Genomic DNA, 14875 nt, shown 5'->3' on the forward strand with positions numbered 1-14875 from the left:
AATGGAAAGACTGATTATTATCAATGGGGAACTAATACTCCCTACCGGCATCGAAACCAATAAAATAATGGTTTGCCGGAATGGTAAGATAGAACAGATTGTATCATCCGAAGCATATATTCCTCAAGCTGACGACCGGATCATAGATGCCAACCAACAATATGTCTCCCCAGGATTTATCGATATACATGTTCACGGTGGCGGAGGTCATGACTTTATGGATGGAACCGTAGAGGCCTTTCTGGGAGTAGCCGAAACTCATGCCAGATATGGAACAACAGCCATGGTACCTACAACACTGACCAGCACAAACGAAGAGCTAATGACGACCTTTGCCGTTTATCAAAAAGCCAAAAGTCTTAATAAAAAAGGTGCCCAATTTATCGGGCTGCATCTGGAAGGGCCCTACTTCTCGCCTAAGCAGTGTGGAGCCCAAGACCCCAATCATTTGAAAACGCCTCATCCGGACGAATATAACACAATACTGGAAGCTTCACAAGATATTGTACGATGGAGTATTGCTCCGGAACTGGCAGGAGCAATTGAACTGGGGGAAAAGCTCAATAGCTGTCACATTCTCCCATCCATCGCACATACCGATGCCATTTATGAAGAAGTGGTAAAAGCATACGAAGCAGGGTATACTCATATCACTCATTTATATTCAGCGATGTCAACCATCACCCGTAGAAATGCCTATCGCTATGCAGGTGTGGTAGAGGCAGCTTATCTGATTGATGGTATGACAGTAGAAATCATTGCGGACGGCATTCATCTGCCCAAACCTTTACTACAATTCGTATATAAGTTCAAGGGGGCCGATAAAACAGCACTTTGCACAGATGCCATGCGAGGTGCGGGAATGCCGGACGGTGAATCCATATTAGGCAGCCTGACCAACGGTCAGAAAGTTATTATTGAAGACGGAGTAGCCAAGCTTCCCGACCGTTCGGCATTTGCCGGAAGCGTAGCTACCGCCGATCGTTTGGTAAGAACCATGATAAATATAGCCGGCATACCCCTAATCGATGCTATCCGAATGATAACCCTTACCCCCGCCCGCATTCTGCATGTGGATTCCCAAAAGGGTTCTTTGGAGGAAGGTAAAGATGCCGACATCGTCATCTTCGACAATCAAATTAACGTAACAACAACTATATCAAAAGGCCATGTTATCTACAATCAATGAAACATACCTGTTTCAACAAGATCTATTAACAGTCAAAATGTTCCCTTCTATCCAACAGATGGGGAAATGTGCTGCGACAGAAGTTACTAACAAAATATGCGAACTTCTCAAAGAGAAAGCTGAAATCAATATGATTTTTGCCGCAGCTCCTTCACAAAATGAATTCTTAAGTCATCTTATTCACAGTAAACAGATTGACTGGAGCAGAATCAACGCTTTCCACATGGATGAATACATCGGCATTCATCCGGAAGCCCCACAAAGTTTCGGAAATTTTCTCCGTCAGCGCATCTTCGACAAAGTCCCGTTCAAGACTGTAAACTATCTGAACGGACAAGCAGAAAACCTTGAAGAAGAATGCAAACGTTATTCCGAATTGCTGCTTCGTCATCCTGTCGATATTGTCTGTCTGGGAATTGGAGAAAACGGTCATATTGCATTCAATGATCCGGATGTAGCCAATTTCAACGACTCCCATTTAGTTAAAGTAGTAGAACTCGACCCGATATGTCGCCAGCAACAAGTGAATGAAAAATGCTTTGAAGCATTCGACCTTGTTCCTGCTAAAGCACTGACTCTTACCATTCCAGCCTTATTAAAAGCGGACTGGATGTTCTGCATTGTGCCTTTTAAAAATAAAGCCAATGCAGTATACAACACTCTTTATGGAGAAATTTCCGAAAAATGTCCGGCCAGTATATTACGCAAAAAAGAAAATTCTTGTTTATATTTGGATCCTGAAAGTGCAGAACGAATAAACTTATAAATACATATGAAAAATATCTTATTTATCCTCCTTACTTTCTTGTCTGTCAGCTTCAGACTATATGCGCAGGATGTAATTAAAATAGGAATTATCGGGCTCGATACTTCCCATTCTACAGCTTTCACCGAGCTACTGAACGGAGACTCTGACGATAAGTTTGTCAAAGAGTTCGAAGTCGTAGCAGCTTACCCTTATGGTTCAAAGACTATCCAGTCCAGTTACGAACGAATTCCCGGATATATAGAAGAGGTCAAGAAACACGGTGTGGAGATTACATCTTCCATAGCGGAATTGCTTGACAAGGTAGATTGCGTCATGCTTGAAACAAACGACGGTAGAATCCACCTCGAACAAGCAATGGAAGTATTCAAATCCGGAAAAATATGCTATATCGACAAGCCTATTGGAGCGACATTGGGACAAGCTATTGCCATTTACGAAATGGCGAAGAAATACAATGTGCCTATCTTTTCTTCTTCTGCACTCAGATATTCTCCACAGAATCAAAAGCTGAGAAACGGAGAGTTCGGCAAAATTCTGGGAGCTGACTGTTATTCTCCTCACAAGGTAGAACCGACTCACCCCGATTTCGGTTTTTATGGCATTCACGGAGTAGAAACGCTTTATACTCTTATGGGAACCGGTTGCGAGTCAGTCAACCGTATGTCTTCCCAAGATGCTGATGTAGTGGTAGGCCGTTGGAAAGACGGGCGGATAGGTACTTTCAGGGGAATCAAAGAAGGTCCGGCCATTTATGGCGGTACAGCTTATACCCCCAAAGGTGCAATAGCAGCAAGAGGATATGAAGGTTACAAAGTTTTGCTCGATCAAATACTCACTTTTTTCAAGACCGGAGTAGCTCCGATTTCGAAAGAAGAAACAATTGAGATATTCACTTTTATGAAAGCTTCCAATATGAGCAAAGAACAGAATGGCAAAATCGTTACCATGGAGGAGGCATACCGAAAAGGGCTGAAAGATGCACAGAAGCTAATTAAAACCTACAAATAAAAATAGCACATGAGGTACACATACAGACACATCGGGATCCTGACCATCTCATTAATAGTTGCTTCCTGCTCTTTTTCCCAAAAGCAGGCAGACAACAATCATGACAAAGATATGAATCCGAACGTAAAAATAGTGGTCCTCGACCCAGGACATTTTCATGCCAGTCTGTTGCAAAAGAATCCGCTGGCCTCAGTGAACGACACAATTCGGGTATATGCTCCCGAAGGAGCGGAAGTCAAACAATATCTGAACGACATAAATAGCTATAATCAACGGGCGGAGAATCCCACATCCTGGAAAGAAGAAATATATATTGGGGGCGATTATCTTTCCAGGATGCTTTCCGACCGTCAAGGGGACGTAGTTGTGCTTGCCGGAAACAACCAGAAAAAAACAAACTATATTCTGGAAGCTATCAAAGCAGGATACAATGTGCTTTCCGACAAGCCTTTGGCCATTAACAAGAAGGATTTCGACTTACTGATTCAAGCATATCAATTGGCAAAGGAAAGGAAATTACTCCTTTACGACTTGATGACTGAACGATATGACATCCTGAATATCATCGAAAAAGCATTACTGAACAATCCGGATCTTTTTGGTGAATTGCAAAAAGGGTCTTTGAATGATCCGTCAGTTTCTATGGAAAGTGTTCATCATTTCTTTAAGAATGTATCAGGCAAGCCACTGATTCGTCCGGTATGGTATTATGACACAGAGCAACAAGGAGAAGGTATTGCAGATGTAACCACTCATCTTATCGATCTGGTCAACTGGCAATGTTTCCCCAACGAAACCATCCGTTATCAGTCGGATGTAGAAGTATTGAAAGCCAGACATTGGCCTACCCGCATTACATTACCTGAATTTTCGCAATCGACGCAGGCTGACACCTTCCCCGCCTTCTTGAACAAATATATCAATAATAATGTGCTGGAAGTTTTAGCGAATGGTAGCCTAAATTACACAGTAAAGGGGATTCATATAGGTATGAAGGTTATCTGGAATTACACTCCTCCAAGTGATGGTGGCGACACTTTTACCTCCCTTAAGAAAGGAAGTAAGGCTACATTGAAAACAATTCAGGACAAAGAAAGTGGTTTTGTGAAACAACTCTACATCCAAAGAGCTGCAGACTCTGATCACTCTGAATTTGAGAGCCAGTTGCAAAAGGCAATCAAACAACTGCAAGCGACCTATCCGTTCCTATCCGTCAAAAAAATGAATGAAGGACTTTATCTGATTGATATTCCACAGGCGGACAGACTGGGACATGAAGCTCACTTCAGTAAAGTAGCAGAAGCATTCCTTGGCTATTTGCATGATAAAAATATGCCGGAATGGGAAAACGAGAATACAATATCTAAATATTATATCACCACTACAGCTGTAGAGCTGGCAAAGAAAGAGAAATAAGAAAGACCGCAGACACGTGTTAAGAAGTGAAATAAAATATTATGCAGATGAATCCATGTTTCATGGATTCATTCCTCATGTTATGGGGACACGTCTTGATATCCTGATGATTCACTCCAACCTTCCCCTCCTAAACATGCTTTGGGCACATATTACCGACGAGTTAGAAAGGTTGGATAAGATGTTGAATCGATTTGATGCCACAAGTGAAGTATCAAAGCTAAACAGCCATACACAACAAGATTCAGTTTCTGTCAGTGCGGAATTGGAAGATATCCTACGGTCATGCCAATATTATTATGAAAAGACTCTTCATCTTTTCGACATCACATTAAACGATTTCTCACAAATACAAATTCACGGCAATCACCATATCTCTTTTAGCAACTTTTCCGTAACACTTGATTTTGGAGGTTTCGCGAAGGGATACGCCTTAAAAAAGATTCAAGAAATCCTCTTGCGGGGAAATATAGAGAATGCTTTCGTCGATTTTGGCAACAGTTCGATTATGGGAATAGGACACCATCCTTATGGAGACTGCTGGAAAGTCAGTTTGCAGAATCCTTACACTCAACAAACTCTTGACGAATTTTGCCTTACTGACAATACGTTGTCCACTTCCGGGAATACGGAACAGTACACCGGACATATTATAAATCCGCTTACAGGAACCTGCAACGAACAAAGAAAAGTTACGAGTATCTTATCTGACAATCCGCTGGATGCAGAAATACTCAGTACAGTCTGGATGATTGCCGACGACCAACAACGGGAACAGATCAACGAGAACTTCAAACATATAAAAGGAACTATATATACTCTATAAAATATGAGAAACAAAATAGAAAAAGGAGTCGATTTGAATCTCAGACAATTCATCAAAAGTCTGGGATATATCGCAGGAGGAACTGCACTGCTGGCAAGCACACCCTGGCTGTCTTCCTGCACACCCGAAAAGCTTAAAGAAATCCGCAACGAGAAAGCCCGGATCGCTTTAATAGGTACAGGTTCCAGGGGACAGTATCATATCCACAATCTGAAGGAGATTCCCCATGCCCGGATTGTTGCCGTTTGCGACAATTATGCTCCTAACCTCCAACAAGCAGTAGAGTTATGTCCGGGTGCCAAAGCATACACAGACTACCGGAAGCTTTTGGAATCGGCAGATATTGACGGCGTAATTATCTCTACTCCGTTGAACTGGCATGCTCCCATTGTACTGGATGCCCTGGCAGCCGGCAAACACGTATTCTGTGAAAAAGCCATGGCACGGACTTTAGACGAATGCAAAGCTATTTATGATGCCTATCAAACGACCAACCAGGTTCTCTACTTCTGCATGCAGCGTATGTATGACGAGAAGTATATCAAAGGAATGCAAATGATTCATTCCGGACTCATCGGAGATGTGGTAGGAATGCGCTGCCATTGGTTCAGAAATGCAGACTGGCGCCGTCCCGTCCCCTCACCGGAACTGGAACATCAAATCAACTGGCGATTGTACAAAGAAAGCTCAGGCGGATTAATGACCGAACTGGCCTGCCACCAACTGGAAGTATGCAACTGGGCAGCTAAAAGAATGCCGGTAAGCATCATCGGTATGGGTGACATCGTCTACTGGAAAGACGGTCGTGAAGTATACGATAGCGTAAATGTGACTTACCGATACTCCGACGGAACGAAGATTGCCTACGAATCGTTGATTTCCAATAAATTCAACGGTATGGAAGACCAGATCCTCGGGCACAAAGGTACTATGGAAATGGCAAAAGGTATCTATTATCTGGAAGAGGACCATTCAACATCGGGCATCCGGCAACTTATCGGACAGGTTAAGGATAAAGTATTCGCTGCTATCCCGACAGCCGGACCCAGTTGGAGACCGGAAACAAAAATGGAATACACGCCACATTTTGTTATTGAAGGAGACATTAACGTCAACAACGGGCTGAGCATGATCGGAGCCGACAAAGATGGTTCCGATATCATTCTCTCTTCTTTCTGCCAATCATGTATCACTGGAGAAAAAGCACAAAATGTGGTAGAAGAAGCCTATTGCTCCACCGTACTTTGCCTGCTTGGCAATCAAGCAATGGAGGAAGAGCGCCATATCCTTTTCCCCGACGAATATAAAATACCATATATGAAATTTTAAATTATGAAAGATATCATCATCACCTCCCAAAAAATTAAAAGGGAAAGAAACATTTATCTGATATGCTTTCTTCTCTCTTTTGCAATCAATATTATTGCAATCCTTGTCTATACACGTCCGTGGATTGAAATATTCACTCAACTGGGGTATGTGCTCGTTATCAGTTTTTTCATCTATTTCATACTATGGATTCCGCGTATACTCGTTATCGGGTTACGTCATCTCCTTCGAAAAAAGAAGTAACAGCTTTACGTTTTTTGAAGATTGATTGACGGAAAAGAAGTCTGATATCAGTTAATAACGGCTTAACTTTGAGGAAAAATAAACACTATGACAACAAGAAGAGATTTTATCAAAAAAACAGTTGCAGGCACGGCCGCCCTTTCCTTGGGAAGCATTATTCCCGGCTTCGGTTCAAATAGTTATCAGGAAATCCTGGGTGCGAACGAAAAAATACGAATCGGAGTCATTGGTGTAAACTCCAGAGGTAATGCCTTGGCACAAGGATTTGCCAAGATGAAAGGTTGTGAAGTTACTTACCTTTGTGATGTTGATTCAAGAGCACTTGAAAGATGTCAGGCAGATATTCATAAAATAAGCGGACGCACTCCCAAAGGAGAAAAAGATATCCGCAAAATGCTGGAATCGGACGATTTTGAGGCGGTAGTCATTGCCACGCCTGACCACTGGCATGCCAAAGCAGCCATTATGGCTATGCAAGCAGGAAAGCATGTTTATCTGGAAAAACCGACCAGCCACAATCCGGCAGAGAATGAAATGTTAGTCAGGGCGACGCTTAAATATAACCGGATTGTCCAAGTCGGCAACCAGCGCCGTTCGTGGCCGAACGTTATCAAAGCAATAGAAGAGATTAAGTCTGGGGCAATCGGGAAAGTAAGATATGCCAAGTCCTGGTATGTCAACAACCGTCCTTCCATCGGCACAGGAAAAGTGGTTCCTGTACCCGACTATCTGGACTGGGATTTATGGCAAGGTCCTGCACCACGGGTGCCCAATTTTAAAGATAATTATATTCATTATAACTGGCACTGGTTCTGGAACTGGGGTACCGGTGAAGCATTGAATAACGGAACTCATTTCGTTGATATCCTCCGTTGGGGGCTGGGCGTTGATTATCCGACAAAGGTAGATTCTGTCGGAGGACGTTATCGCTTTCAGGACGACTGGCAAACTCCGGATACACAACTCATTACTTTTCAGTTCAGCGACGAAGCATCCTGCTCTTGGGAAGGACGTAGTTGCAACAGCACACCGGTAGACGGATACGGAGTAGGTACCGCTTTCTACGGAGAAACAGGCACCCTTTTCATCAGTGGAGGCAATGAGTACAAAATAACAGACTTACAAGGGAAAGTAATCAAAGATGTAAAAAGTAACTTGAAGTTTGAAACTGGTAATTTGCTAAATCCATCGGAAAAGCTGGATGCTTATCACTTCGAAAACTGGTTTGACGCCATCCGCAAAGGTGGTAAGCTGAATTCCGGCATTGTAGATGCCTGCATCAGTACTCAGTTAGTACAGTTAGGCAATATCGCGCAGCGTGTAGGTCATTCTTTAGATATTGATCCGGGAAGCGGACGTATTCTGAATGATCTGGAAGCTAACAAGCTCTGGGGCAGAGAATACGAAAAAGGTTGGGAAATACGGGTATAACCCCGCCCTTCTCTTCCTCGTTTTTTCATTAGGTTATAGTTTTGTTGGAGGGTATGTCAAAAGTAACTAAACTCCCCTCCTTCGGGAAGGAAGGGTGGCTGAAAGCCGGGGTGGTAGGTGTACTGTACAATTGAATATCAATAGTTTATGTATTCACCTACCACCTCCCCCTACGGGGACTCCTCCTTCCTGAAGGAGGAGAATTTTGTTACTATTGACTCTGACACACGCTCCTTCTTTGTATCATAAAGCGAACAGAGTTTATGTTATCATATTTCACCATATAAGCGCATCCGTGGCAGAGATACTGCAACACCCCGACCAAGCTCCCATGAAAAACTTCAACCTTTTATTTATAAACCAGACAAACGTTTCTAATAAATTCCTGCATCGTTTATTATAAACGTCCCCCCAGTTTATTATAAACTCAAATTCCCCTTTTCAAAGATTAATCTTTAATTTTATGCAACAAAAAAGGCTGCAAACCCGCTAAGAGTTCGCAGCCCATCAATGATAAATGAGTCTCACAGAGTCTGTTTTCTCAGACTTCCGTTCTTTATATTGTCAGTATATCATACCAAATTAAAGGCATATACTTCCTATCAGATGCAGCAAAAAACAATTCTTTTTTCATTGGTTCAGGTTTTAATTAAAGCTGGATAGCCGACTACAAATATACAACATAAAAAGGGCTTTGTCAAGTCTTCGGGAAGTTTACACAAGAAAACAAAGGATTACTGAAGCTGTCAGCATCATAAAAAACGTGAGTTCTTTTCGTCCTCATATTGAATTTATTTCGTATTTTTGCGTGCACATCCTCCTTTTTTTGATGGATAGAAGAAAATTTGTTGTTAAAGCAAAGCGAAGATTGATATATGAGTGACGAAATCAACGAGATAACGGAAGGACATTCAGACTACAAACCGGCGGACGCGCGGGACGAAAACGTAAAGCATCAGTTAACAGGCATGTACCAGAATTGGTTTCTGGACTATGCTTCTTATGTGATTCTGGAACGTGCCGTTCCCCATATCAATGACGGTTTGAAGCCTGTACAACGACGTATTCTACATTCCATGAAGCGTCTGGACGACGGGCGGTATAACAAAGTGGCAAATATTGTGGGACACACCATGCAGTTCCATCCGCACGGTGATGCTTCTATCGGCGATGCACTGGTACAGCTGGGGCAGAAAGACCTGCTGATAGACTGTCAGGGTAACTGGGGTAATATACTCACCGGTGACGGTGCGGCAGCTCCCCGTTATATCGAGGCACGCCTTTCCAAGTTTGCGCTGGACATCGTATTCAATCCAAAGACGACCGAATGGAAGCTGTCTTACGACGGCAGAAACAAGGAACCGGTCACCCTCCCCGTGAAGTTCCCGCTATTGCTGGCACAGGGAGTGGAAGGTATCGCCGTCGGACTTTCATCCAAGATATTACCTCACAACTTCAATGAACTTTGCGAGGCCTCCATCAGCTATCTGCATGGAGAATCGTTCCAGCTATATCCCGACTTCCAGACAGGCGGTTCCATCGACGTAGCCAAATACAATGACGGAGAACGCGGCGGAGCGGTAAAAGTACGCGCCAAGATCAACAAGCTGGACAACAAGACACTCGCCATCACGGAGATTCCGTATGGCAAGACCACCTCTACCGTCATCGACTCCATCCTGAAAGCTGTTGACAAAGGAAAAATCAAGATACGCAAAGTAGACGATAATACAGCCGCCAACGTAGAGATACTGGTACACCTGGCACCCGGAACTTCATCGGACAAAACGATCGACGCACTGTACGCCTTTACCGACTGCGAGGTAAGCATCTCACCCAACTGCTGTGTGATTGATGACAGCAAGCCTCACTTCCTCACCGTTAGCAAGGTACTGAAAAAGTCGGCAGACAACACACTGGGACTGCTGAAACAGGAACTGGAAATCAAGAAAGGGGAAATACTGGAATCACTCCATTTCGCTTCCCTCGAAAAAATATTTATCGAAGAACGAATCTATAAGGACAAAGAGTTCGAGCAATCCAAAGACATGGACGCCGCCTGCGCACATATCGACGACCGCCTGACTCCTTTCTACCCGAGCTTTATCCGTGAAGTGACCAAAGAGGATATTCTCAAACTGATGGAAATCAAGATGGGACGCATCCTGAAGTTCAACACCGACAAAGCCGATGAACTGATCGCCCGTATGAAAGAAGAGATCGCCGAAATCGACGATCACCTCGCTCACATCGTGGACTATACCGTAAACTGGTATCAGATGCTGAAAAGCAAATACGGAAAGAACTTCCCGCGCCGCACTGAACTGCGCAACTTCGACACCATCGAAGCCGCCAAAGTGGTAGAGGCCAACGAGAAACTCTACATCAACCGTGATGAAGGATTTATCGGAACAGCACTGAAGAAGGATGAATTCGTAGCCAACTGTTCGGATATCGATGACGTGATCGTCTTCTTCCGGGATGGTAAATATATCGTCACTCCGGTAGCCGACAAGAAGTTTGTGGGCAAAAACATACTTTACGTCAATGTCTTCAAGAAGAATGACAAACGTACCATCTACAATATCACTTACCGGGACGGCAAAGAAGGAACGACGTATATCAAACGTTTTGCCGTGACAGGTGTGGTCCGCGACCGTGAATACGATGTCACGCAAGGAACGCCGGACTCACGCATCACTTATTTCAGCGCCAACCCGAACGGAGAAGCCGAAATCATCAAAGTGACATTAAAGCCGAACCCGCGTGTAAGACGCATCATCTTCGAGCGTGATTTCAGTGAAATCAGCATCAAGGGACGCCAGGCACAAGGAGTGATCCTCACCCGTCTGCCGGTGCATAAGATTGCCCTGAAACAGAAAGGAGGCTCTACCCTCGGAGGACGAAAAGTATGGTTCGACCGAGATATCCTGCGCCTCAACTATGACGGACGGGGTGAATATCTGGGAGAATTCCAGAGCGACGACACCATCCTGGTAGTGCTCAACAATGGCGAGTTCTATACCAGCAACTTCGATCTGAGCAACCATTACGAAGATAATGTCAGCATCGTCGAGAAGTTCGACCCGAACAAGATATGGACTGCCGCGCTTTATGATGCCGACCAGCAGAACTATCCGTATCTGAAACGTTTCTGTTTTGAAGGTTCCAACCGCAAGCAGAACTATCTGGGAGACAACAAGAATACCCGTCTGATCCTGCTGACTGATGAGTACTATCCTCGTCTGGAAGTCATATTCGGCGGACACGACAGTTTCCGTGAAGCGATGGTGATTGACGCAGAAGAATTTATTGCAGTCAAAGGCTTCAAGGCAAAAGGAAAGCGTATCACTACCTATACGGTGGATACCATCAACGAGCTTGAACCGACTCGTTTCCCGGAACCGACTAACGAACAACCGGAACAACCGGAAGAAGAGCCGGAAAATCTGGACCCGGACAGCGATAAGAGCGAAGGGGACATCATCGATGAGATTACGGGACAGATGAAGCTGTTTTAGCTAATGTATACATGCGGTAAAAAAATACCCAATGTGCCAATGAAGAAAAACTTATTATACTTAGGGCTGACAGGATACCTCCTGTTCGCCCTCTGCACAAGATTACAGGCGCAGACCGACAGTCTGCAAGCACATCGCTACGTAACACGTGCCACCATGTACGGAGTCGGATTTACCAATGTGTTCGACACCTATCTTTCGCCTCAGGAATATAAAGGAATAGATTTCCGTATTTCCCGCGAGACGATCCGGATGACAAAGTTGTTCGACGGGAATGTTTCTGTGCAGAACTTCTTTCAGGCAGACGTCGGCTATACACACAACCGCGCAGACAACAACAATACCTTCTCCGGACTCGTCAACTGGAACTATGGCCTCCATTACCAGTTCCGCCTCACTGAGAACTTCAAGTTACTGGCAGGAGGACTGTTTGACGTCAACGGAGGATTTGTCTACAATCTCCGCAATTCGAACAATCCGGCTTCAGCCCGGGCATACGTCAATCTGGACGCTTCGGGAATGGCTATCTGGCATTTGAAAATCAAGCGCTATCCGATGGTACTCCGCTATCAGGTCAACATGCCGATGATCGGACTTATGTTCTCACCGCACTACGGACAGTCTTATTACGAAATCTTCTCACTGGGCAACTCCAGTGGAGTTATTCAATTTACCTCTCTCCACAATCAACCGTCTCTTCGTCAGATGCTTTCTGTCGATCTGCCGATAGGATATACCAAGATGCGTTTCAGTTATCTGGCAGACTTGCAACAATCCAATGTTAACGGAATCAAGACACATACCTACTCTCATGTATTTATGGTAGGATTCGTGAAAGACTTGTATCGGGTTTCCAACAAAAAAGGAACGAATCTGCCTCCGTCAGTGAGGGCGTACTAGAAGAAGTGGAGAGTTGAGAGTTGAAAGTGAAGAGTTGAGAATTGAGAGTTTATGGACAAGAACTGAAAGATTAAGAATGAGAAATAGAATTATACAAATACTTTTACTACTCTGTTGCCTCCCGATACAGACCGGGTGCATCGGAGAAGATGATTACGCTGATGATCCCGTAGGAAACTTCGAGCAACTATGGAAGATCATTGACGAACGGTATTGCTTTCTGGACTCGAAAGGTATTGACTGGGATGCGGTTCATGAGAAATACAGCAAACTGATTGTACCGGGCATGTCCAATGACGACCTTTTCGATAAACTCAGTGAAATGCTCTATATCCTGAAAGACGGTCATGTCAATCTTTCATCTGCCAAGCGTGTCTCTTATTACGACGCATGGTATCAGGGGTATCCGTGGAATTATCGGGAAGATATTCTTTACCAGTATTATCTGGGAAGTGCCAGCAAGGACTACTATACATCGGCGGGGATGAAATACAAAATATTCGACAATAATATCGGATATATCCGCTACGAAAGTTTCAGTTCCGGGGTCGGCGATGGCAATCTGGATGAAATCCTTGTCTATCTGGCAACCTGCAACGGACTGATTATCGATGTACGCGACAACGGAGGAGGTAATCTGACTAATTCTTCCCGTATTGCCGCCCGATTTACCAATAGTAAAATTCTGACCGGATTCATACAGCATAAGACGGGAACAGGACATAGTGACTTCTCTAAACCGGAACCGATCTACCTGGAGCCTTCCAACAGCATCCGTTGGCAGAAGAAAGTCGTTATACTGACCAACCGCCGTTGCTACAGTGCAACCAATGATTTCGTCAATCTGATGCGCAGCATAGACAACGGCAAGATCATCCAGGTCGGTGACCAGACAGGTGGCGGTTCGGGACTTCCTTTCACATCGGAACTGCCGAACGGATGGAGCATCCGCTTCTCCGCCAGTCCTCATTTCGACAAAAATATGCAGCCGCTGGAAGAAGGTATTTTGCCTGATATAGCTATCGATATGACTGAGGATGACCAATCTAAGCATAGGGACACACTGATTGAAAAGGCTTTTGAAATCTTAAGTGAGTAACTTTGTTGCCTAATTATTTGTCAAATCAGAAAATCTTCCTATCTTTGCACCGCTAAACAAAAAGCGACGCATGCGGATGTGGCGTAATTGGTAGCCGCGCCAGACTTAGGATCTGGTGCCGTGAGGCGTGTAGGTTCGAGTCCTATCATCCGCACACATTTATATAAACTAGAAAGCCTTCAAGAAATATCTTGGAGGCTTTTTAATTGATTACATATATGAAGAAACATCAACTTTGTTGTATCGGCCATATCACTTTGGATAAGGTAGTCACTCCTCAAAGCACAGTCTATATGCCTGGAGGCACTGCTTTCTATTGTTCACACGCTATTCGCCATTTCAACGACATAGATTATGCATTAGTGACAGCAGTCGGCGCTACGGAAATGAAAGTCGTAGACCAGCTGCGCGGGATAGGCATCAGCGTAACCGCATTACCCAGCCAGCACTCTGTATACTTCGAGAACATCTATGGAGAAAATCCGGATGACCGTACACAACGTGTGTTGGCCAAAGCCGATCCTTTCACCGCTTCCCAACTTCAGGAGATAGAGGCGGAAATTTATCATCTTGGTTCACTGTTAGCAGATGATTTTTCTTTAGAAGTAATTAAGGAGTTATCCCGGAAAGGATTGATAGCTGTCGACTCGCAAGGATACCTGCGTGAAGTACGTGATACGCACGTATATCCGGTAGACTGGACTGACAAGCGGGAAGCTCTGCAATATATTCATTTCCTTAAAGTAAATGAGCACGAAATGGAAGTGCTCACAGGACTTTCCGATCCGCATGAGGCTGCACGCAAACTGCACGAATGGGGAGTGAAAGAAGTGTTAGTCACCCTGGGAAGTATGGGATCTCTCATTTACGACGGTACGGATTTTTATCGCATTCCGGCTTATAAGCCCGGACAAGTAGTAGATGCAACCGGCTGTGGAGATACTTATACTATCGGATATTTGTATCAACGGGTATCGGGTGCGAGCATCGAAGAAGCAGGACGATTTGCTGCCGCCATGTCTACGCTGAAGATCGAGAAATCCGGTCCTTTCTGTGGAAATAAGGAAGATGTTATTCGGTGTATGGAGACTGCGGAGCAGATGTACTAAAAGAGAGCCATACAGGCATTAATATCAATAAACAG

The 14875-nt window shown here is 44.3% G+C and carries 12 protein-coding genes and 1 tRNA gene; all 13 read left to right on the forward strand.

What is annotated here, in order from left to right; genetic code table 11:
- Position 1 precedes the first annotated feature (1 nt).
- Entirely contained in the window at positions 2-1189 is a 1188-nt protein-coding gene (gene nagA, locus NBH01_RS17895) for an N-acetylglucosamine-6-phosphate deacetylase (RefSeq protein WP_048696318.1), read from the forward strand.
- Complete coding sequence (locus tag NBH01_RS17900; RefSeq protein WP_008762537.1) at positions 1170-1955, forward strand: glucosamine-6-phosphate deaminase; 786 nt, start codon at positions 1170-1172, stop codon at positions 1953-1955. The genes nagA and NBH01_RS17900 overlap by 20 nt, the downstream gene beginning before the upstream one ends.
- Positions 1956-1961: 6 nt before the next feature.
- Entirely contained in the window at positions 1962-2966 is a 1005-nt protein-coding gene (locus NBH01_RS17905; RefSeq protein ID WP_250700207.1) for a Gfo/Idh/MocA family protein, read from the forward strand.
- A gap of 9 nt (positions 2967-2975) precedes the next feature.
- Positions 2976-4382: a putative oxidoreductase C-terminal domain-containing protein gene (locus NBH01_RS17910; protein ID WP_011108896.1), complete on the forward strand. Its 1407-nt coding sequence runs from the start codon at positions 2976-2978 to the stop codon at positions 4380-4382.
- A gap of 55 nt (positions 4383-4437) precedes the next feature.
- Positions 4438-5208 (forward strand): FAD:protein FMN transferase, encoded by a 771-nt coding sequence (locus tag NBH01_RS17915; protein ID WP_195383300.1) that lies wholly within the window; start codon positions 4438-4440, stop codon positions 5206-5208.
- Between the two features lie 3 nt (positions 5209-5211).
- Positions 5212-6537 (forward strand): Gfo/Idh/MocA family protein, encoded by a 1326-nt coding sequence (locus NBH01_RS17920; RefSeq protein WP_008767112.1) that lies wholly within the window; start codon positions 5212-5214, stop codon positions 6535-6537.
- A 3-nt stretch (positions 6538-6540) separates the two neighbouring features.
- Positions 6541-6780 (forward strand): hypothetical protein, encoded by a 240-nt coding sequence (locus NBH01_RS26710; protein WP_011108895.1) that lies wholly within the window; start codon positions 6541-6543, stop codon positions 6778-6780.
- A gap of 87 nt (positions 6781-6867) precedes the next feature.
- Positions 6868-8211: a Gfo/Idh/MocA family protein gene (locus NBH01_RS17925; RefSeq protein WP_225678923.1), complete on the forward strand. Its 1344-nt coding sequence runs from the start codon at positions 6868-6870 to the stop codon at positions 8209-8211.
- 875 nt (positions 8212-9086) lie between these two features.
- Positions 9087-11732 (forward strand): DNA gyrase/topoisomerase IV subunit A, encoded by a 2646-nt coding sequence (locus NBH01_RS17930; RefSeq protein ID WP_225678924.1) that lies wholly within the window; start codon positions 9087-9089, stop codon positions 11730-11732.
- A 39-nt stretch (positions 11733-11771) separates the two neighbouring features.
- Positions 11772-12632, forward strand: a complete 861-nt coding sequence (locus NBH01_RS17935; protein ID WP_151210223.1) for a DUF3316 domain-containing protein — start codon at positions 11772-11774, stop codon at positions 12630-12632.
- A 76-nt stretch (positions 12633-12708) separates the two neighbouring features.
- On the forward strand, positions 12709-13731 hold the full coding sequence (locus NBH01_RS17940) for a S41 family peptidase (protein ID WP_151210221.1): 1023 nt from the start codon (positions 12709-12711) through the stop codon (positions 13729-13731).
- 72 nt (positions 13732-13803) lie between these two features.
- Positions 13804-13885, forward strand: a tRNA-Leu gene (locus NBH01_RS17945).
- Between the two features lie 64 nt (positions 13886-13949).
- Positions 13950-14840, forward strand: a complete 891-nt coding sequence (locus NBH01_RS17950; protein ID WP_008762527.1) for a carbohydrate kinase family protein — start codon at positions 13950-13952, stop codon at positions 14838-14840.
- The last annotated feature ends 35 nt before the right edge of the window (positions 14841-14875 follow it).

The organism is Bacteroides sp. B1-V-101 (genome assembly GCF_023656585.1).
Classification (GTDB): Bacteria; Bacteroidota; Bacteroidia; order Bacteroidales; family Bacteroidaceae; genus Bacteroides; species Bacteroides thetaiotaomicron.

Bases quoted from the DNA above. Each gene is read 5' to 3' on its own strand.
- nagA (WP_048696318.1), top strand. From the start codon at position 2: ATGGAAAGACTGATTATTATCAATGGGGAACTAATACTCCCTACCGGC.
- NBH01_RS17900 (WP_008762537.1), top strand. From the start codon at position 1,170: ATGTTATCTACAATCAATGAAACATACCTGTTTCAACAAGATCTATTA.
- NBH01_RS17905 (WP_250700207.1), top strand. From the start codon at position 1,962: ATGAAAAATATCTTATTTATCCTCCTTACTTTCTTGTCTGTCAGCTTC.
- NBH01_RS17910 (WP_011108896.1), top strand. From the start codon at position 2,976: ATGAGGTACACATACAGACACATCGGGATCCTGACCATCTCATTAATA.
- NBH01_RS17915 (WP_195383300.1), top strand. From the start codon at position 4,438: ATGTTTCATGGATTCATTCCTCATGTTATGGGGACACGTCTTGATATC.
- NBH01_RS17920 (WP_008767112.1), top strand. From the start codon at position 5,212: ATGAGAAACAAAATAGAAAAAGGAGTCGATTTGAATCTCAGACAATTC.
- NBH01_RS26710 (WP_011108895.1), top strand. From the start codon at position 6,541: ATGAAAGATATCATCATCACCTCCCAAAAAATTAAAAGGGAAAGAAAC.
- NBH01_RS17925 (WP_225678923.1), top strand. From the start codon at position 6,868: ATGACAACAAGAAGAGATTTTATCAAAAAAACAGTTGCAGGCACGGCC.
- NBH01_RS17930 (WP_225678924.1), top strand. From the start codon at position 9,087: ATGAGTGACGAAATCAACGAGATAACGGAAGGACATTCAGACTACAAA.
- NBH01_RS17935 (WP_151210223.1), top strand. From the start codon at position 11,772: ATGAAGAAAAACTTATTATACTTAGGGCTGACAGGATACCTCCTGTTC.
- NBH01_RS17940 (WP_151210221.1), top strand. From the start codon at position 12,709: ATGAGAAATAGAATTATACAAATACTTTTACTACTCTGTTGCCTCCCG.
- NBH01_RS17950 (WP_008762527.1), top strand. From the start codon at position 13,950: ATGAAGAAACATCAACTTTGTTGTATCGGCCATATCACTTTGGATAAG.